At 57.2% G+C, this 17961-nt stretch carries 18 protein-coding genes and 1 pseudogene; 6 read left to right on the forward strand and 13 right to left on the reverse strand.

The genetic code is table 11. From position 1 onward, the window contains the following. Window positions 1–94: 94 nt before the first annotated feature. Genes AC2FJZ_RS01595 through AC2FJZ_RS01605 form a run of 3 tightly spaced genes read left to right on the forward strand, consistent with a single transcriptional unit; the run spans window position 95 to window position 2353 of the window. On the forward strand, window positions 95–514 hold the full coding sequence (locus AC2FJZ_RS01595) for a PaaI family thioesterase (protein WP_496667405.1): 420 nt from the start codon (window positions 95–97) through the stop codon (window positions 512–514). A 1-nt stretch (window position 515) separates the two neighbouring features. Then, window positions 516–1034 carry a PaaI family thioesterase gene (locus tag AC2FJZ_RS01600; RefSeq protein ID WP_496775850.1) on the forward strand — a complete coding sequence of 173 codons (519 nt, stop codon included), beginning with the start codon at window positions 516–518 and terminating at the stop codon, window positions 1032–1034. 2 nt (window positions 1035–1036) lie between these two features. Further along, a complete protein-coding gene (locus tag AC2FJZ_RS01605; protein WP_496775851.1) occupies window positions 1037–2353 on the forward strand; it encodes an MATE family efflux transporter in 1317 nt (438 codons plus the stop codon). Here the strand turns inward: AC2FJZ_RS01605 and arsC are convergent. From arsC to AC2FJZ_RS01625, 4 genes are read right to left on the reverse strand one after another with little or no spacing between them, the layout of a single operon-like run. Then, the gene (gene arsC, locus AC2FJZ_RS01610) at window positions 2350–2691 is read right to left on the reverse strand and encodes an arsenate reductase (glutaredoxin) (RefSeq protein WP_496775852.1); all 342 of its coding nucleotides are present in this window, start codon (window positions 2689–2691) and stop codon (window positions 2350–2352) included. The two genes, AC2FJZ_RS01605 and arsC, sit on opposite strands and share 4 nt — an antisense overlap. After that, window positions 2688–3746, reverse strand: coding sequence for a quinone-dependent dihydroorotate dehydrogenase (locus tag AC2FJZ_RS01615; protein WP_496775853.1), 1059 nt, complete (start codon window positions 3744–3746; stop codon window positions 2688–2690). The genes arsC and AC2FJZ_RS01615 overlap by 4 nt, the downstream gene beginning before the upstream one ends. Beyond that, window positions 3743–4174 (reverse strand): DUF1330 domain-containing protein, encoded by a 432-nt coding sequence (locus AC2FJZ_RS01620; protein ID WP_496667400.1) that lies wholly within the window; start codon window positions 4172–4174, stop codon window positions 3743–3745. The genes AC2FJZ_RS01615 and AC2FJZ_RS01620 overlap by 4 nt, the downstream gene beginning before the upstream one ends. Continuing rightward, a complete protein-coding gene (locus AC2FJZ_RS01625) occupies window positions 4171–4509 on the reverse strand; it encodes a DUF952 domain-containing protein (protein ID WP_496775854.1) in 339 nt (112 codons plus the stop codon). The genes AC2FJZ_RS01620 and AC2FJZ_RS01625 overlap by 4 nt, the downstream gene beginning before the upstream one ends. Before the next feature lie 107 nt (window positions 4510–4616). Here AC2FJZ_RS01625 and AC2FJZ_RS01630 point away from each other — a divergent pair, with 107 nt between their 5' ends. After that, the gene (locus tag AC2FJZ_RS01630; protein WP_496667398.1) at window positions 4617–6194 is read left to right on the forward strand and encodes a bifunctional metallophosphatase/5'-nucleotidase; all 1578 of its coding nucleotides are present in this window, start codon (window positions 4617–4619) and stop codon (window positions 6192–6194) included. Between the two features lie 63 nt (window positions 6195–6257). Here the strand turns inward: AC2FJZ_RS01630 and AC2FJZ_RS01635 are convergent, their stop codons facing one another. Then, complete coding sequence (locus AC2FJZ_RS01635) at window positions 6258–7910, reverse strand: tetratricopeptide repeat-containing sulfotransferase family protein (protein WP_496775855.1); 1653 nt, start codon at window positions 7908–7910, stop codon at window positions 6258–6260. Window positions 7911–7964: 54 nt separating this feature from the next. Here AC2FJZ_RS01635 and AC2FJZ_RS01640 point away from each other — a divergent pair, with 54 nt between their 5' ends. Continuing rightward, window positions 7965–8630 (forward strand): SOS response-associated peptidase, encoded by a 666-nt coding sequence (locus tag AC2FJZ_RS01640; protein WP_496775910.1) that lies wholly within the window; start codon window positions 7965–7967, stop codon window positions 8628–8630. Window positions 8631–8677: 47 nt separating this feature from the next. Further along, entirely contained in the window at window positions 8678–9730 is a 1053-nt protein-coding gene (mnmH, locus tag AC2FJZ_RS01645) for a tRNA 2-selenouridine(34) synthase MnmH (protein WP_496775856.1), read from the forward strand. Here the strand turns inward: mnmH and selD are convergent. The 8 genes and pseudogenes from selD to AC2FJZ_RS01685 all read right to left on the reverse strand — a co-directional run bounded on the left by selD (window position 9721) and on the right by AC2FJZ_RS01685 (window position 17818). After that, window positions 9721–10788: a selenide, water dikinase SelD gene (gene selD, locus AC2FJZ_RS01650; RefSeq protein ID WP_496775911.1), complete on the reverse strand. Its 1068-nt coding sequence runs from the start codon at window positions 10786–10788 to the stop codon at window positions 9721–9723. The genes mnmH and selD overlap by 10 nt on opposite strands. Beyond that, window positions 10789–11880 (reverse strand): annotated as a pseudogene (locus AC2FJZ_RS01655) (FAD-dependent oxidoreductase); the annotation flags it as partial. Between the two features lie 5 nt (window positions 11881–11885). Beyond that, on the reverse strand, window positions 11886–12272 hold the full coding sequence (locus AC2FJZ_RS01660) for a Na+/H+ antiporter subunit G (protein ID WP_050603315.1): 387 nt from the start codon (window positions 12270–12272) through the stop codon (window positions 11886–11888). A gap of 9 nt (window positions 12273–12281) precedes the next feature. Continuing rightward, the gene (locus AC2FJZ_RS01665; RefSeq protein ID WP_371255958.1) at window positions 12282–12554 is read right to left on the reverse strand and encodes a K+/H+ antiporter subunit F; all 273 of its coding nucleotides are present in this window, start codon (window positions 12552–12554) and stop codon (window positions 12282–12284) included. Continuing rightward, entirely contained in the window at window positions 12551–13048 is a 498-nt protein-coding gene (locus AC2FJZ_RS01670) for a Na+/H+ antiporter subunit E (protein WP_496667393.1), read from the reverse strand. The genes AC2FJZ_RS01665 and AC2FJZ_RS01670 overlap by 4 nt, the downstream gene beginning before the upstream one ends. Further along, the gene (locus tag AC2FJZ_RS01675; RefSeq protein WP_496775857.1) at window positions 13048–14592 is read right to left on the reverse strand and encodes a monovalent cation/H+ antiporter subunit D; all 1545 of its coding nucleotides are present in this window, start codon (window positions 14590–14592) and stop codon (window positions 13048–13050) included. Before AC2FJZ_RS01675 ends, AC2FJZ_RS01670 begins: the two co-directional genes overlap by 1 nt. Continuing rightward, window positions 14589–14948, reverse strand: coding sequence for a Na+/H+ antiporter subunit C (locus AC2FJZ_RS01680; RefSeq protein ID WP_496667391.1), 360 nt, complete (start codon window positions 14946–14948; stop codon window positions 14589–14591). The genes AC2FJZ_RS01675 and AC2FJZ_RS01680 overlap by 4 nt, the downstream gene beginning before the upstream one ends. Then, window positions 14948–17818, reverse strand: coding sequence for a monovalent cation/H+ antiporter subunit A (locus tag AC2FJZ_RS01685; RefSeq protein ID WP_496775858.1), 2871 nt, complete (start codon window positions 17816–17818; stop codon window positions 14948–14950). The genes AC2FJZ_RS01680 and AC2FJZ_RS01685 overlap by 1 nt, the downstream gene beginning before the upstream one ends. Between the last annotated feature and the right edge of the window lie 143 nt (window positions 17819–17961).

The raw sequence follows: 17961 nt of genomic DNA on the forward strand, positions 1-17961 counted from the left end.
CCTAGGCGGTCCCGATCTCAAGCGCAACAGGTGGGCTTGCCCTTTGCTGAAACAGCGGCTCATAAAGGAGGCGCAGAGAACAGGACACATACCTATGGTCGATAAGATAGTTTTAGCTCGCCAGTTTATCGAGGCGATACCTCATGCGCGGGCTCTGAACCTGACGCTGACCCATATCGGCGAGGGTGAGGCAGAGATCACGCTGCCATACAACGAGGGTTTGATCGGAGATCCGCGCACCGGTGTGATCCATGGCGGAGCAATTTCGACCATCTTGGATACGTGCTGCGGTGCTGCGGTGATGAGCCACCCCTCCGCGCCCGGAGGGACTGCAACCATCGACCTGCGGATTGATTACATGCGGGCGGCAACGCCAGGACAAACGATAACGGCGCGCGCGACCTGCTATCACATCACGCGGAACGTGGCCTTTGTGCGGGCCACTGCTGTGGATAATGACAAGGACTTGCCTGTGGCCACAGCTGCGGGATCTTTTACGGTTGAGGGGAATTAATATGGCAAGACCTCGTCCCGAACCGGTGCAGGTGGTCAAGCAAAGGCGTGATGCGGCATTGCGTGCGCTGGTTGATGGTGTCCCTTACATCCGGTTTCTCAACATCAGCTTCGACCGACGCGGGGATGAATTGACCGGTGTTCTGCACTTTGATGACAAACTGATTGGCAATCCGTTTCTACCTGCGATTCATGGCGGCGTGACAGCTGCATTTCTCGAAGTGACAGCCGTCATCACACTAAGCTGGGAACACATGTTCGCCAGCATAGAAAGTGGAGAGATAGACGCCGAGGCCATCGTGACGGACAAGAGCATTCGGTTCCCCAAGACAATTGACTTTACCGTAGATTATCTGCGTTCGGGTCTGCCGCGGGATGCTTATGCACGGGCCTTTATCAGCCGGTCTGGACGGCGCTATGCTTCGGTCCGGGTCGAAGCCTGGCAGGACAATCACGCAAAACTGTTTGCGCAGGCAACGGGGCATTTCCTGATGCCTCAACCCCCTATGGACAAGAACTGACCATGCAGGACGCATCGGCGCCTATCACGCATAGACGGGTGCTGAAGATCGCAGCCCCGATTGTGTTGTCGAACGCAACCGTGCCCATTCTTGGCGCGGTGGATACGGGCGTTGTGGGTCAAATGGGGCAGGCCGCACCGATTGGTGCTGTCGGTGTGGGCGCGGTCATTCTGGCCTCGATCTATTGGATATTCGGGTTTCTGCGTATGGGCACAACCGGTCTGGCCGCGCAGGCGCGCGGTGCCGGAGATGTGGTCGAAACCCGCGCTTTGCTGATCCGGGGATTGCTGCTGGGTGTGGCGGCCGGGCTGTTCTTTGTCATTGCACAAGCTGCGGTGTTTGCCGGGGCATTTGCCCTGTCACCTGCCAGCCCCGAGGTTGAGGCGCTGACCCGCGCCTATCTTGAGATTCGCATCTGGGGGGCCCCGGCCACCATTGCGCTTTTTGCCGTGACCGGATGGTTGATCGCGGTTGAACGCACACGTGGTGTATTCATTCTGCAGATCTGGATGAACGGGCTGAATATTGTTCTGGATCTGTGGTTCGTTCTCGGACTGGGGTGGGGCGTGGAAGGGGTCGCGATTGCCACTCTGATCGCGGAGTGGACCGGTTTGGCGCTGGGCCTGTGGCTGTGCCGGGAAGGTTTCGAAGGCAAAATCTGGCGTGACTGGGCCCGGATTTTCGATGCCGAGCGTCTGCGCCGAATGATGCAGGTCAACGGGGACATCATGATCCGATCGGTCCTTTTGACAGGCTCATTTACGACCTTCCTGTTTGTGGGCGCGGATCTGGGCGACGTAACCTTGGCTGCTAATCAGGTTCTGCTGCAATTCCTGGAGATCACCGCCTTTGCTCTGGACGGCTTTGCCTTTTCGGCCGAGGCGTTGGTCGGCGGTGCAGTTGGAGCGCGGGATCGATATCAACTGCGGCGCGCCAGTATCATGGCGTCGCAATGGGGGATTGGTGGGGCCGTTTTTCTGGGGGCTGTGTTCTTCCTGGCAGGACCGGCCCTGATTGACCTGATGTCGACCTCGCCCGAGGTGCGTCTGGCTAGCCGTGACTACCTGTTCTGGGCGGCCTTGGCTCCGGTAATCGGCGTGGCGAGTTGGATGTTTGATGGCATCTATATCGGTGCGACCTGGACCCGGGCTATGCGCAACGCGATGATTCAATCCGTTGCAATCTACGTGGTCGCCTTGTTCATTCTGGTGCCGAGCTTTGGCAATCACGGCCTTTGGGCCGCGCTGATGGTTCTGAACATCGCGCGTGGCGCGACGATGGGCTGGCGCTATCCCAAGCTTGAAGCGCAAGTGGCCTAAAGCAAGATCAGCAGGTTTTCCGGCGGACGCCCGATTGCGGCTTTGTCCCTGGCAATGGCAAGGGGGCGTTCGATCAGAATGGGGTTCGCTGCCATAGCGCGGATCAGTTCGTCATCCGAAGCGGTTTTGGTCAGTCCCAATTCCTTGAACCTTTTTTCGCCGCTGCGGACCATGTCAATCACAGGCAGTCCCAGCGCAGCGTGAGCGGCCCGCAATTCATCGGCCGAGGGCGCATCTTCAAGATATTTTCGCACTGTGATCTGTGAGCCATTTTCTTCCAACAGCGCCAGCCCGGCGCGGGATTTGGAACAGCGGGGGTTGTGCCAATACTCGATCACAGCCAATCCTCACGTTTGCTGCCAACGGCCTGGGCAACTGTGTCAAAGCCATCACGGGCCAGCAATTGATCTAGTCCATGCGCTATGTCAGCCGCCAAGGAAATCCCGCCATACACCATCGCGGTATAGAACTGCACGGCTGACGCCCCGGCGCAGATCTTGGCATAAGCTTGCTCGGCGTTGCTGATGCCGCCCACGCCGATCAGCGGAATGTCACCACCGGTCATCTGACTCAGCTTTGCCAGAATGCGGGTGGATTTTTCGAACAACGGCGCGCCAGACAAGCCTCCGGCCTCACCTTTATGCGCACTGCGCAACCCGTCGCGCGACAGTGTGGTGTTGGTGGCGATCACCGCATCCACACGGGTTTCGTGCGCAACCTCGGCAATGTCCTGCAACTCGGAATCGGTCAGATCTGGTGCAATTTTCAGAAAGATGGGCAGAGGGCGTGGCAGCGCGTCCCGTGTCTCTATCACACCGTTCAACAGCGCGGTCAGCGCGGCCTTGCCTTGCAAATCGCGCAGTTTTTCCGTGTTCGGCGAGGATACATTTACGGTAGCGAAATCCAGATGCGCAGCGCAATGCGCCAGAACTTTCGCAAAATCACCAGCGCGGTTTTTGCTGTCTTTGTTGGCCCCTAGGTTCAGGCCGATCACCGCGTCCTTGGGGCGCTCGGCCAGCCGTTTGGCCATCACCTCCATGCCTTCGTTGTTGAAACCAAAGCGGTTGATGGCTGCCTTGTCCTCGGTCAGGCGAAACAGGCGCGGTTTGGGGTTTCCCGGTTGCGGGCGGGGTGTGACAGCGCCCACTTCGATAAAGCCGAATCCGGCGCGCGACAGAGGTGTGAGAACCTCACCATTCTTATCGAAGCCAGCGGCCAGACCGACCGGATTGGGCAGCTCCAACCCCGCCACGTTGGTCCTGAGCCGTGATGTCGTCACCGGCCCCGGCGCGGGTGCCAGCCCGGACTTCAGCGCCTTGATCGACATGCCGTGGGCAGCTTCGGGGTCCATACGGTGCAGGGCGCTCAGCCCCAGTTTTTCAATCAGTTTCATCCGAAGGCCTTTCCGCTTTCACCTGATCCGCACCGGATCAGGCGCGAGGTTTCGACCGCAGCCTGACGATGGATCACCGCTGCCCGGTATACGGGGTTGGTTACCATTTGAAGAAACGCGTGCGCGGTTGGATAGCGTACGATAAAGACGGCATCCCAGACCTCATCGGACGGGCCGATCAACGTTGTTTCAAACACCCCACGCCACAAAATGCTCGCCCCGATACGCGCAACAATCGGTGCGGTTTCAGCCCCGTATTTCTGATAGGCTTCCGCTCCGGTCAGCCCCGCGCCTGCCAATTCATGCGCAGCAGGATACTGCGCTACGGCCCGGAACTTCACCAGATTGAGCATTTCAATCGGCTGGTCCCGGTCCAGAGCTTTGAATGCCTCGAACTGATCCCGATCCGGGTCAACAAAGGATGTCATTCCATGTCCTCGGGGAACTGATGCACAGCGCCGTCAAATGGCAGAGGGCGCGACCAGACAACGTCGCTGAGCTGGATCTGGCGATAGAGATGTGGGAACAGGGCACCGCCCCGCGACACTTCCCATTTCAGATCGTCGCCCATTGCGTCAGCATCGCAGGCCAGCAATGTCAGACCATCTACACCTGCAAAGTGTTTGGCCGCCGTTTCTGCAGCTTGCTCAGCGGTTGAAAAATGGACAAATCCGTCGGTCACATCGATCGGTGCGCCTTCTGTCGCGCCCTTGTCCTGCAAGGCGGCCCATTCCTCGGCCCGGAAAATCTTAAAAATCAGCATACCGATCTGATGCCCCGCGCAGCGCTTGGAATCAAGCTGGATTTCCTCTTTGACTCTCCGTCGTGATGGGCGCACGATCCCCTTAAACAATAACTGGGAGTTCCAAGATGCAGACCCGATTTTTGACTTCAGTTGCGGTTCTGGGCCTGACCGCTGGTGTTGCAGCAGCCGACTACAAGTTGACGATTTTGCACACCAACGATTTTCATTCGCGGTTCGAACCGATCAACAAATACGACAGTGGATGCGGTGCAGAAGACAATGCGGAAGGAAAGTGCTTTGGAGGATCGGCGCGCCTTGTCACTGCCGTCAACGAAGCACGGGAACGTGCCGAGAATTCGATTCTGGTGGACGGCGGGGATCAGTTTCAGGGGTCTCTTTTCTACACTTACTACAAGGGCAAAGTTGCTGCCGAGTTTATGAACAAGCTTGGCTATGACGCCATGACCGTCGGTAATCACGAGTTCGACGATGGCCCAGAAGTGTTGCGCGGCTTTATTGACACGGTCGATTTTCCGGTTTTGATGTCCAATGCCGATATCCGCGACGAAGAACTTCTGACTGATCATATCAAGAAATCTACCGTGATCGAGGTGGGCGGCGAAAAGATCGGCCTGATTGGGCTGACACCAATCGATACACATGAGCTTGCGTCGCCCGGCCCCAACGTTACCTTTTCAGACCCGGTGCCGGCGGTACAGGCCGAAGTCGACAGGCTGACAGGTGAAGGCGTCAACAAGATCGTCGTGCTGAGCCATTCAGGTTATGGTGTCGACCAGCGTGTCGCTCAGGAGACAAGTGGGGTCGATGTGATCGTTGGCGGGCATTCTAACACGTATCTTTCGAATGAGTCGGAGAAGGCCGCAGGTCCCTATCCTACGGTGGTCAACGGTGTGCAGATCGTTCAGGCTTATGCCTATGGCAAGTTTTTGGGTGAATTAAACGTCACATTTGATGACGACGGCAAAGTGTTGGAAGCCGTTGGTGAACCTCTGATCATGGACAACACCGTGACCGAGGATCAGGCCGCACTGGACCGGATCGCGGAATTGGCGGTGCCTCTGGATGAAATCCGAAACAAGGTTGTCGCAAACGCGGCTGACGCCATCGAGGGCGATCGCGCTGTGTGTCGTGTGCAGGAATGCCAGATGGGCAATTTGGTTGCTGATGCAATGCTGGCGCGGGTCGCGGAACAGGGCGTTCAGATTGCCATCGCCAACTCGGGCGGTTTGCGGGCGTCTATCGATCCCGGAGAGGTGACCATGGGCGAAGTTCTGACTGTACTGCCGTTCCAGAACACGCTGTCCACTTTTGAGATCACCGGACAAACCGTGATTGACGCGCTTGAGAATGGCGTCAGTCAGGTCGAAGAAGTGAAAGGTCGTTTTCCGCAAGTCGCAGGCCTGAGCTTTACCTGGGATCCAAGCGTGGCCCCGAACGAAGGCCGCATCAGCGAAGTGATGGTGGCTGAAGGTGACGGGTTTGTTCCGATTGACCCGAACAAGACCTACCTCGTTGTGACCAACAACTACGTGCGCAATGGTGGTGACGGGTACAAGATGTTCGAAGGCGATGACAAGAACGCTTATGATTTCGGCCCGGATCTGGCCGATGTCACAGCCGAGTATCTGGCGGAAAACGCACCGTATCAGCCCTATCTGGATGGTCGTATCAAGCAGAAGTAATTCTGCCATTTGAAACAAGAAAGCCGCATCCAAGTGATGCGGCTTTTTCTGTTTTTCTGCCGGTCAGCTGAAATCGTATTCCGGCCAAAGTGATGGGTCGAACCCGTCCAGCATCGGTTTGATATGATCTGCCACCTCGTGCCAACCGCCGATGGATTTGGTTGAGATTTTGTTGCGAACCTGATCGATACTAGCAGTTCTGACCAGTTTGGTGTTTTCCTCGGGTCGCATCATGGTCTCGTTCCATTCAATACCACAGAACGCGGAGACCTGTTTGCTGTAGGTCTCTGGGTCGGCCACCAGCTTTTCATAGGGAACGGTCAGGATCTTGTCGCCAAATACGGACTGCCAATGCGCCATGTACTGGCGGTACATGTTCGCCGAATGAGCAATCGACTGAAGATTTGATGCATAGCGCATCCCACCTGCAGGAAAGCGGCGAATCCACTTGGACAAGCCGACATCACGGGGATCCCGAAGCAAGTTTATCACCTTGGCATTCGGGAATGCGGCCAACAAGAACCCTACACGCTGGAAATTGTGGGGCATCTTGTCGACAAAGGCGACCGAGTCTTCAGGGATCGGCGGCATCAGCTTACGGAATTCCTGCGCATATTCGGCTGCCTTCGCGGCGGTGAATGCGGTTTTCCCGTTCTCGAAGTCTTGGGATAGGTCCGCGCCTAGCATTAACTCTCCGCACCCGGCAATATTTGGCGCAGAACTGAGCATCATTTCCATCAGCGTTGTACCAGACCGCGGCTGCCCAATTACAAAGATCGGCATCGGTGAATCTGTGCTGTCAGAGGTTGGAATGTCTGCGCCGATCGGGAACAGGCTTTTGATACTGCGCAGTTTTTTCTCTTCTGCCGCAAAGTTATACGGATTGCTGTCGTGCTGAATCGCATTGGCGTATGCAAATTGCGGCAGCGCCGTGTCCAGACCGTCGGTTTGGGACATCAAATGCGCTTTGGCGAACTCAAGCTCCACCAGCTCGTTCTCGTTATTGGCGATAGCGATCTCAACAGCGCCCATCAGGTTCGCCGCATCCTCTTTGCCGACCATTGTCGACAATTGCAGCAGTGTCGGGGCGTGTTCAGGATCTTCCTCAAGGATACGGCGTAGAATTTCGGTTGATCCCTTCTTGTCGCCGTTCTGGTGCAGACTCACCGATTTCTGGAAGGCGATCTTAATGTCATCCGGGTCAAGCTCATAAGCACGCGCAATATCGCGGGAGTTTTCCTCGTCAAACCCAATCTTGGAATAGGCCCGGGCCCGCTTAGTCAACAAATCGGCATTGTCGGGGTCAGTCGCCAGCTTGTTGGTCGCGTGCTCGATGATCGAACGCCAGGACGTACCTTTGAGGTGTATCTCATCCAGAACGCGGTTCAGTTCCTTGTTGTTGGGGAACTGTTCCAACTTGTGTTCGGTATATTCCAGCGCTTTGGGAAACTGGCCGGTCTGCATCAGGGCGTTGGCGAGGTTTTCCACAAACTGCGGATCATCCGGCTTCATCCGCGAGGCTTCAACAAAATGCGGAATGGATTTCTTGTATTGCTTCATCTCGGTCAGAACAAAACCGGCGATGGCGTGGAAGTCCGTGTCCTTGGGGAATTTCTTGACACCCAGCTGCGCCTTTTTCAAAGCCTGCGGCAGCTTGTCTGCTTCCAGAAGGGAAATTGCTTTGCTCTTGAGGGATTGAGTCGTTTGGTTTTTCATGTGACCCGTGTGATCCTGCGCCTGTATCAAGAATATATCGATGGTTCATTACCCATGTGCGGACGGTTTGCAATAACTCTTCCCAATGACGCCATGGCGCAGCTGTTTTCTGCACGGCCTGCAAATGCGCTACCGGCCGTTCCAAACTTCAATGTTTGTCCGACAAATCAGATACATGTGGTGCGCAGCAGCGAGACAGGTCGTCATCTGGACGCGCTGCGTTGGGGATTTCTGCCGCATTGGTACAAATCTGAAACGGCTGGGCCGTTGTTGATCAACGCGCGGTCCGAGACTTTGGCGGAAAAACCAGCTTTTCGTGACGCCTGCCGGGCGCGCCGCTGTCTGATTGTCGCGACAGGGTTTTATGAATGGACCAAGTCGGAACAGGGAACGCGCTTGCCATGGTATATTCATCGTAAGGATCAGGAACCGATTGCATTTGCTGGGGTCTGGCAGGATTGGGGGTCGGATGAAAACCGTCAGGGCACCAGCGCAATTGTCACGACGGCAGCCAACGAAAATCTCAGCTCTATCCATCACCGGATGCCTTTGATTTTGGAACCCGAAGACTGGCCATTGTGGCTGGGGGAAGCGGGAAAGGGGGCTGCGCGTCTGATGCAGCCGGGTGCGAATGATGTACTGGCCTTCCATCGTGTTGATCCGGCAGTGAACTCAAACCGTGCCAGCGGGTCCGATCTGATCGAACCTTTCGACGGATGAGGGCGCGTGGTCTTTCCATTCGAAAGACGGCAAGCTAGACCTTTGGCATGGCTTTGAATTTCCCCGATCTGACGCAGCTTTATACACATGGCTATGACACGGTCATCGACGTGCGTAGCCCTGCGGAGTATGCAGAGGATCATCTGCCCGGCGCGATAAATCTGCCGGTTCTGAGCGACGAGGAACGTGCTCGCGTCGGGACCATCTATGTGCAGGAAAGCCCGTTTCTGGCGCGCAAACTGGGGGCGGCGCTTGTGTTCCGTAATGCGGCCAATCACATCGAACAACACCTCAGCCATCACGAAGGTAGCTGGAAGCCTTTGGTCTATTGCTGGCGGGGCGGGCAGCGTTCGGGTTCGTTCACCTGGATGTTGCAGCAAATCGGTTGGCGGGCGGATGTGATTGACGGTGGCTATCGCACGTACCGCCGCTTGGTAAGTGCGTATTTGTATGATGATTCTCTAACGCATCGATTGATCGCATTGGATGGCTATACCGGAACGGCCAAGACCGATCTGCTGGCTCTGCTGCAAAGGCGCGGCGTTCAGGTTCTGGACCTCGAGGCTTTGGCCAATCACCGGGGGTCATTGCTGGGGGAACGCCCAGGCGGGCAGCCAAGCCAAAAGGCGTTCGAATCGGCGTTGTCCGCCGCGCTTTGCGCGATGGATCCAGCGCGCCCGGTCGTGGTCGAAGCGGAGTCTTCGAAAATCGGCAGTCTGATCTTGCCGCCCAGCCTTTGGACTACGTTATGCGCTGCGCCTCGAATCCACGTCGCGGCGCCGATTGAAGCACGCGCCGCCTATCTGGTTCGGGCATATGACGACATATTGTCCGATAGCGACCGTTTGCGGGATCGGCTTTCCCCACTGCGTTTTCATCGCGGACACGAGGTTGTTGAAGGGTGGATGCACCTGATCGATACGGGACAAAAACAAGCGCTGACACAAGCGTTGATGGAACAGCATTACGACCCGGCCTACACCAAATCACGACGGTCGCGGTCATTAGAGGTGCTGGCCAACCTCAATATTGCGTCCTTGGACGACGACGGCCTTGCAACGGCTGCGGCCCAAATCGAAAGCCTGCTGGATCAGCTTTGAAGCCGCAGGCCGGGTGTATCTGTCAATTCGCCAATGATTACCGCGGGGTATCCTGCGGCCTTCAAGTCCTCGATCAAGGCATCGGCCGCTGTGGCATCGACAGCCGCCAGCAAACCACCGGCCGTTTGCGGATCAAACAACAAAGCGGCTTTGCCTTCAGCGGGCAGATCCAGGGCAATCGCCCGGTTGTCGGCAAAGATCGTTGACCGCACGCCCTGTTCTGACAGCTCCATTGCACCGTCCATGACCTCAACCGCGTCCAGATTAAGAACGGCACCACAGTTGGAGGCGTCGCAGATACCTTGCAGGTGCCCGGCCAAACCAAACCCGGTCACGTCGGTCATCGCGTGGGCTTTGGCCAGTATACGGGCCGCTTTTCCTTGCGGCTGGGTCATGCACTGAAAAGCGGCTGCGACCCAGGTTCCGTCTGCCAAACCGGCCATTTCCGCAGCCATCAGAACGCCGCTGCCCAAGGGCTTGGTCAGGATCAACCGATCACCCGGCCGCCCGCCCGCCAGCGTAATCGGTGGGGTTTCACACAGGCCGGTTATCGTAAACCCAATGGTCATCTCGTCGCCCATGGAACTGTGCCCGCCCACAATCTCGGCCCCGGCCTCTCTCATGACGTCGCCAGCACTTGCCATGATTTCCGACATGGTGCGGGTCTGAAGAGTGGCAGACATACGGGGCAGGATGATCGTCGCCGTGGCGGCCTGAGGCGTGGCACCCATGGCCCAGATATCCCCCAAAGCGTGAACAGCAGCGATGCGCGCCATAAAGGCGGGATCATTGGTGAAAGCCCGCAGGTGATCCGAAGTCATGACCTGCTGAACGCCACCCGTCTGTAACAACGCTGCGTCATCGCCGGGCAGGGGGGTGATATCTTCGCGGGTCGAGGCCGGTTGCGATTTCAGTGCGGCCTGTAACGCATCGCGTCCGACCTTGGCCCCGCATCCGCCGCACATTGGCTTTTCCCCAAGCGCATCATCCAACCCAAAGGCCCGGTCGTGCGGTAATTCAGGAAGCTTCATTTGTGGCAGGTCGCGGAACCTGTTCATGAAGGTTTGGTCGATGTGGTTCTTCCATTTCCACATCATCGGGCCGCTGAACGATGTACCCAAACGCTCACCCAGCGCGGATTTGCCGCCCAGAGAAATCAGTTTGAGGTAATCCTTCTGCGGAACATATTTGCGCATCCGTCCCGTCCCCAGCGCGGCACGCAGATTGTCGAAAAGAACGGGTGCTTCGCGAACCGCGTAAACGCCTGCCTTGGGCCGCGGGTTGTCCGACAAATGGGCGCAATCTCCGGCCGCAAACACAGCGGGGTCGCTGGATTGAAGATAGCCGTTCACCCGGATGTACCCGCCCTGCAGGTCCAGCCCAGATTTTGCGACCCAATCATAAGGGCGCGCGCCGGCGGCTCCGGTCACGAAATAGGCGGGGATTGCGCGGCCGTCCTGCAACTCGACGTGATCAGCGGCGATCCGGGTGATCACAGCGTTTTCGATGACCTCCACACCCAGATCCTGCATGGCCCGTCGGATCGTGGCCGCCGCCTTGGGTTTGGTGGCCGTCAGGATCGACGCATTGTCGATGAGTGTGATCTGCGCTGCTCGCCCCTTGGCCTTGAGAGCATGTGCCATAGCCATGACCAATTCGGCCCCGGCGACGCCTCCGCCGATCACCGCCACTGCCGCAGGGCCATTATGGTTCAAGTAGTCAGCCCAACGCGCGGCAAATCGGCCCAAAGGTTTGGCAGGAATGGCATGTTCGGCAAAGCCCGGCAATGCGGGCATATCCGACGTGATGCCAACATTGACCGAGGCCACATCGAACCCGACCGGCGGGTGCCCGGGAACATGCACCTGATGTGTGTCGGTATCGATCCTCTCAACCGCGCCCAGAATGACACGTGCGCCTGCAAAGCGTGCGAGTTTGACCAGATCGATGTCCAATTCCCACCGATCGTAATGTCCGGCGACATATCCCGGTAGCATCCCGGAATATGGGGCGGTGGGGCCGGGGTTGATCACGGTTACCCGGGCGCCGGGAAGGGGATTCATACCCCATTTCCGCAGCAGCAACGCGTGGGTGTGACCGCCGCCAACAAGAACCAGATCGCGGGTTAAGGGCAGCGGAGGTGAATGCATTGGATTTAATTCGCGCTATGGTCTGGGACGTTTTCGACCTGCTCGACCGCGTGGGTGGCCCAAAGCTCATCCTCACCCGCATCCGGCAGATCCTGAGGCTTTTCATGACGATGAATGTGCCATTTTGCAATGAACAGGGCCGTGATCGGTGCAGTCAGGAACAAAAACAGTGTGATCAGCAGCTCGTGCAATGACAGTTTGCCTTCCAGCAGGACAGAATGCGTGATCGAGGCCAGAAGCACACCGCCCACGCCCAGTGTCGTTGCTTTGGTAGGCGCGTGCAGGCGGGACATTGGGTCTTTCAATTTAATCATGCCAAAGGATCCGACAAAACCGAAGATCCCCGACATGATCAAGAAAAAGGCGATCAGAAGCTCAATGATAAACGTCATGCTGGCCCCTCACTCGATAATGTTTCCGCGCAGCATGAAGCGCGCATAAGCCACGGTTGAGACAAAGCCGAGCATGGCGATGATCATGGCGGCCTCGAAAAAAATCTCGGTACCTTGATCCAGACCATAAAGGATCATCAGGGCGATGGTGTTGATCACCATCGTGTCCAGCGCCAGAACGCGGGTGCCGACGCCGTCAGCGGTGATGATCCGCCAGAGACACATCATGATAGCTGCTCCGAAACAGGCAAAGGCGAACCAGATAGCATATTCCAAAATCATTCGAAAATCTCCTTTAGCCTGCGCTCATAGCGCTGCTTGATCTGATCGCGCACCTCTTCGGGGTTGGGCGCATCAAGACAATGAACCAGAAGGTTATGCCCTTGTGCCGACAGATCGCAACTGACGGTGCCCGGGGTCATGGTGATGGTGCCAGCAAGAACGGTGATCGCCTCAGGCGTGCGCAGTTCCAGTGGGACACAGATCCAGTTGGGTTGGCGGTCGGCATTTCGCTTGAACAGGATGATTCGGGCAACAGTGACGTTTGCAACCACAATGTCCCAAAGCACGACCAGCATATATTCTACCACCATCGGCCAATTACGCAGCTTGGGGCGATCCGGCCAATAGGGTTGCGTGATGAAGGGGATGATGATCCCCAGGATCAGGCCAAACACCAACGAGTTCAACGACCCGTTATTGGCCAGCAACACCCAGACGAATGTCAGCAGAAAGGTCAGATGAGGGTGCGGAAAAATCCGGTGTAGCAGTTTCATCACTCTTCCCTTCCCAATACGGCAGAGATGTAGTTTTCAGGCGCAAACAACTGTTCCGCGGTTTTGCTTGTGTACTCCAGCGCTGGGCCCGCAAACAGGGTCAGCAGGATCAGACCCGCCACCATCCCGAACACGGCTGTGACAGCAAGGCCGGGTTGTGGTTCCGGGGCGAGGGGGGCAGGCGCTTCTTCTCCTTCGATTGGGTCTTCGACGGTAACAGCCTGAGTGTCGTGACTTTTCCAGAAGATCAGCGTACCCGCGCGGGCGAGACCAACAATGGTTACGAAAGATCCGATCAGGATCACGGCCCAGACCGCAGTGGCATCTGATGCATCGCGGGACGCGTCCAGAACCAGCAGCTTGCCGATGAAACCTGACAGCGGCGGCATTCCTGCCATCGCGATGGCTCCGATAAAGAACAGCGCCGAGATCAGCCCGTTTTGCGGCATGGGTGTGGTTGGCGTTATGGCACCACCGCGCCGCTCCATCACCAGATCAGCCACCAGGAACAGCAGCGCAGTCGCCAGCGTCGAGTGGAACACATAATAGAGCGCAGCGGCCATCGCATCCGGTGTGAATTGCGAGATTGCGATCAGCAGGGTACCCATCGAGGCGATAGCGCAGAATGCCACCATGCGCGCTATGTGCTGCGATCCCAAAATACCGATGGCCCCAACGGCCAGGGTTACAAGCGCGGCGGGTTGCAGCCAATCGCCAACCAACCCTTGGGTCGCTTCGACCTCGGGTCCGAAGGCCAGCGTGTACATTCGCATGATCGAATAGGCGCCGACCTTGGTCATGATGGCAAACAGGGCAGCTACAGGAAGCGGGGCGTTGGCATAGCTGGCGGGAAGCCAGAAATGCAGCGGCAATACGGCGGCCTTGATGCAGAAGACCAGCAGCAAAAGCACTGCACCAACCCTCAGAAGAGCGGTGTCCTCGGCTGGAATTTCGGCAACGCGCAATGCGATGTCCGCCATGTTCAGCGTGCCGGTGACGCCATAGATCGTCCCCAAGGCAAACAGAAACAGGGTCGAGCCCAACAGATTATAGGCCACGTATTGCACGCCTGCTTTCAACCGAACCGAGCCCCCGCCGTGGGTCATCAGACCGTAAGAAGCGATCAGCAGAACCTCGAAGAAGACGAACAGGTTGAATGCGTCGCCTGTCAGGAAGGCTCCGCAGACGCCCATAAGCTGAAAATGGAACAATGCGTGGAAATGCTTGCCTCGATCATCCCAGCCAGAGGCGATGGCGTAAAGCACAATGGGCAGGGCAAGCAGCGCCGTGAGCAGCACCATCATGGCCGACAGCCGGTCCAGCACCATGACAATTCCGAAGGGCGCAGGCCAGTTGCCAAGCTCATAAACTTGAATCTCTCCACCCGATGCTTGCGCAGTGATGGTCAGGGCAATGCCGAGCAGCGCGACAACGCCCGCGACCGAGAAGATACGCTGCAGGTCCAGATGATATCGCAGGACCATGATGATGAACGGGGCCAGGATCGCGGGAAGAACAATCGGCGCAACGATCCAGTGGTTCATGCGTCTTCTCCCGGCGCGTCCACACAATCCTGCGGGCTCATGTCGATATGGTCATCTTTCGAGGACAAATAGGCCGAAAGCGCGATCATCACGATCACGGCGGTCATCCCAAACGAGATCACAATAGCCGTCAGCACCAGCGCCTGTGGCAGCGGGTCGGTATAGGGGACCTCTTCATATTTGTTCAGAACGGCAGGTGCATTCAGCGCCAACCGTCCCGTCGCGAACAGGAACACGTTCACCGCATAGGTGATCAGTGACAGGCCAAGAATGACCGGGAAGGTCCGGCGACGCAGGATCAGGAAGATCCCGGCGGCGGTCATAATGCCTACGGCAGAGGCTACGAGCGCTTCCATCAGGCCTGCTCCTTCTCTTTGTCTTCGTCTTTGAGGTCATTCCGCAGCGGGTTGATATCCATCGGGAATTCCTGCGCCATACCCGGTTGCCAAGCAAAGCGCGACAGGCTGTCCAGCGCCAGCATTACAGCGCCCAGAACTGCAAGGAACACGCCCGTGTCAAACAGCATGGCAGTGGCCCATTCGAACTCCTCCAGCGGGGGCCAGTTGATGTAGCCGAAATCGCTGGTCAGGAAGGGACGCTCGTTAAACCATGCGCCCAGTCCGGTCGCAGCGGCAATCAGAACGCCCCAGCCGATCGTGCCGTGGTAGTAGAACCTCTGCCGTTCAATCGCCCAAGTGTAGCCGCTGGCCATGTATTGCATCAGATAGGCGATCGCGACGACCAGACCGGCGATAAAGCCGCCACCCGGCTGGTTGTGGCCCCGGAAGAAGATGTAGGCCCCCACCATCAGGGCAATCGGCATCATCACACGGGTTGCAACCACCATCATCAGCGGATGCGAATCCCCCGATTGCGGCCAATGCGGTTTACGGTTCAGCAGATAGCCGCGCACATTTGTGCTCAGAACCGCCTCGGTCAGGGCAAAGATGATCAGTGCCGCGATGCCCAGAACGATGATCTCACCAAAGGTATCAAAGCCCCGGAAATCGACCAGAATGACGTTCACCACATTGGTGCCGCCACCGCCTTTGTACGAATTGGCCAGATGGAAGTCCGAGATCGTTGGGAAGGCAAAGTCACGCAGCATGATGGCGTAGATCAACGCGCCTGTCCCGATACCCGCAACAACCGAGATCGCAGCATCGCGCCAGCGCCGCGCGGCTGAACTGTCCCACGGGGTTTCCGTGGGCAGGAAGTTCAGCGACAGCAACAGCAGGATCATGGTGACAACTTCAACCGAGATCTGTGTCAGTGCCAGGTCCGGCGCGGACAGATAGTTGAAGGCAACCGAAACAATCAGACCGACAACGCCAATCAGCACCAGTGAGAGCAGGCGATTGCGGTGGAACCACATGATACCCAGCGTCGCACCCACCAGACAGATCCAGCCGATGATCGGGATAATCTGTGCAGGCAGCGGAACGCGGGTTTCAACACCAATCGTGCCGGTTGTGTAGGCATAGTAGCCAAGCCCAACGGTGAAGGCGACGAATATGATCGCATATCGGCTGAGGACACCATTGTGCAGCTCATCCGTGACCCACTGGCTGAGACGGGTGAAGGCGTTGATGATGGCCTCGAATATCACCTTGGCTTCGGGTCGGGGCAGGGCGTTCCAAAGCTGCTCACCGCGTTTGTGCATCGACAGCAGGAACAGACCGCCCAGCGTTGCCACAATCGACATGTAAAGTGCGGGCACAAAACCATGCCACAGTTTCAGCGAGTAGTAGGGCAGCTTTTCGCCGCCGATCACGGCGCTGGAGACCACCGCGACCAACGGACCGACAATAGCCGCCGAATAAAGGCCGATCAAAATGACCAGCACCACCAGGAAAGCTGGCGCAATCCACAGACCAACGGGTGGGTCATGCGGATGGGCAGGGTAATCGTCGCGCTGTTGGCCAAGGAACACGTGGCTCACGAAACGGAAGGAATAGGCTGCGGAAAACAGAGATGCGAGCAAGGCCAGCCCCGGCACCAGATAGGGCGAATTCAACCATGTGGTGTGCACGGTCTCTTCCAGCATCATCTCTTTTGACAGAAAGCCGTTCAGGGGTGGCAAACCGGCCATCGACAGCGCGGCGATGGTGCCGATCGTGAAGGTGATCGGCATCAAATGGCGCAAACCGCCCAACCGCTTGACGTCTCGTGTTCCGGTCTCATGATCGACGATCCCGGCTATCATAAACAGCGCGGCTTTGAAGGTCGCGTGATTGATGATGTGGAACACCGCAGCAACGGCTGCGAATTTCGTGCCGAAACCCAACAGCATGGTGATCAGGCCCAGATGAGAAACGGTCGAAAACGCCAGCAGGGCCTTCAGGTCATCCTTGAACAGCGCAATCACCGCACCCAACAGCATCGTCACCAGACCGGTGGTGGCAACAATATAGAACCACGCATCTGTCCCGGCCAAAACCGGCCACATCCGCGCCATCAGGAACAGACCAGCCTTCACCATGGTGGCCGAGTGCAGATAAGCAGACACAGGCGTCGGCGCGGCCATGGCGTGAGGTAGCCAGAAATGAAAAGGGAACTGCGCCGATTTGGTGAAAGCGCCCAGCAGGATTAGGATCAGCGCGGGCAGGTAGTAGGGCGAGGCTTGGATCAGTTCTTTGCTTTGTAAAATGACACTCAGATCATACGAGCCCACGATATTTCCCAGGATCAGCATCCCGGCGATCATTGCCAATCCGCCGCCGCCAGTGACGGCTAGCGCCATCCGCGCACCTTGACGGCCTTCGGGCAGGTGCTTCCAGTAGCCGATCAGCAGGAATGAGCTGAGCGAGGTAAGTTCCCAGAAAATAATCAATAGCAGGATGTTGTCAGACAGGACAATCCCGACCATCGCGCCCTGAAACAAAAGCAGATAGGTATAGAACTGCCCCATCGGATCTTCGCGCGACAGGTAGAACCGTGCATAAAGGATGATCAGCAGACCGATGCCCAAAATCAGCAGGGCGAACAGAAAGCCCAACCCGTCCAACATGAAGTTCGCGTTCAGGCCAAGCCCCGGGATCCAGTCGAACCGAGCGGTCACTACGTCTCCGCGCATGATCGATGGGATGTGGATCAGCAAACCCATAAGGGCCAGAAACGTGGTCAACGCTGCAGCAGATGCAGCCGCGTTTCTGCCCGCACGGATCAGCAGAGCAGGGAATACAGCACCAAGGAAAGGAAGGGCCGCGATAAGGAATAGAGACAAATGCGATACTCCGGTCTGAGCGGTCAGGGTGAAGTCAATTTTGTAAGGATATTTTCTTGACTGTCCAGATATTGTAACTTGTTCACAAAGTTCTACTGAAACAGTCAGCTATTCAGTGGACCTGCGAAAAAATGACGCGATCT

The organism is Ruegeria sp. CDSA079, from assembly GCF_059612245.1.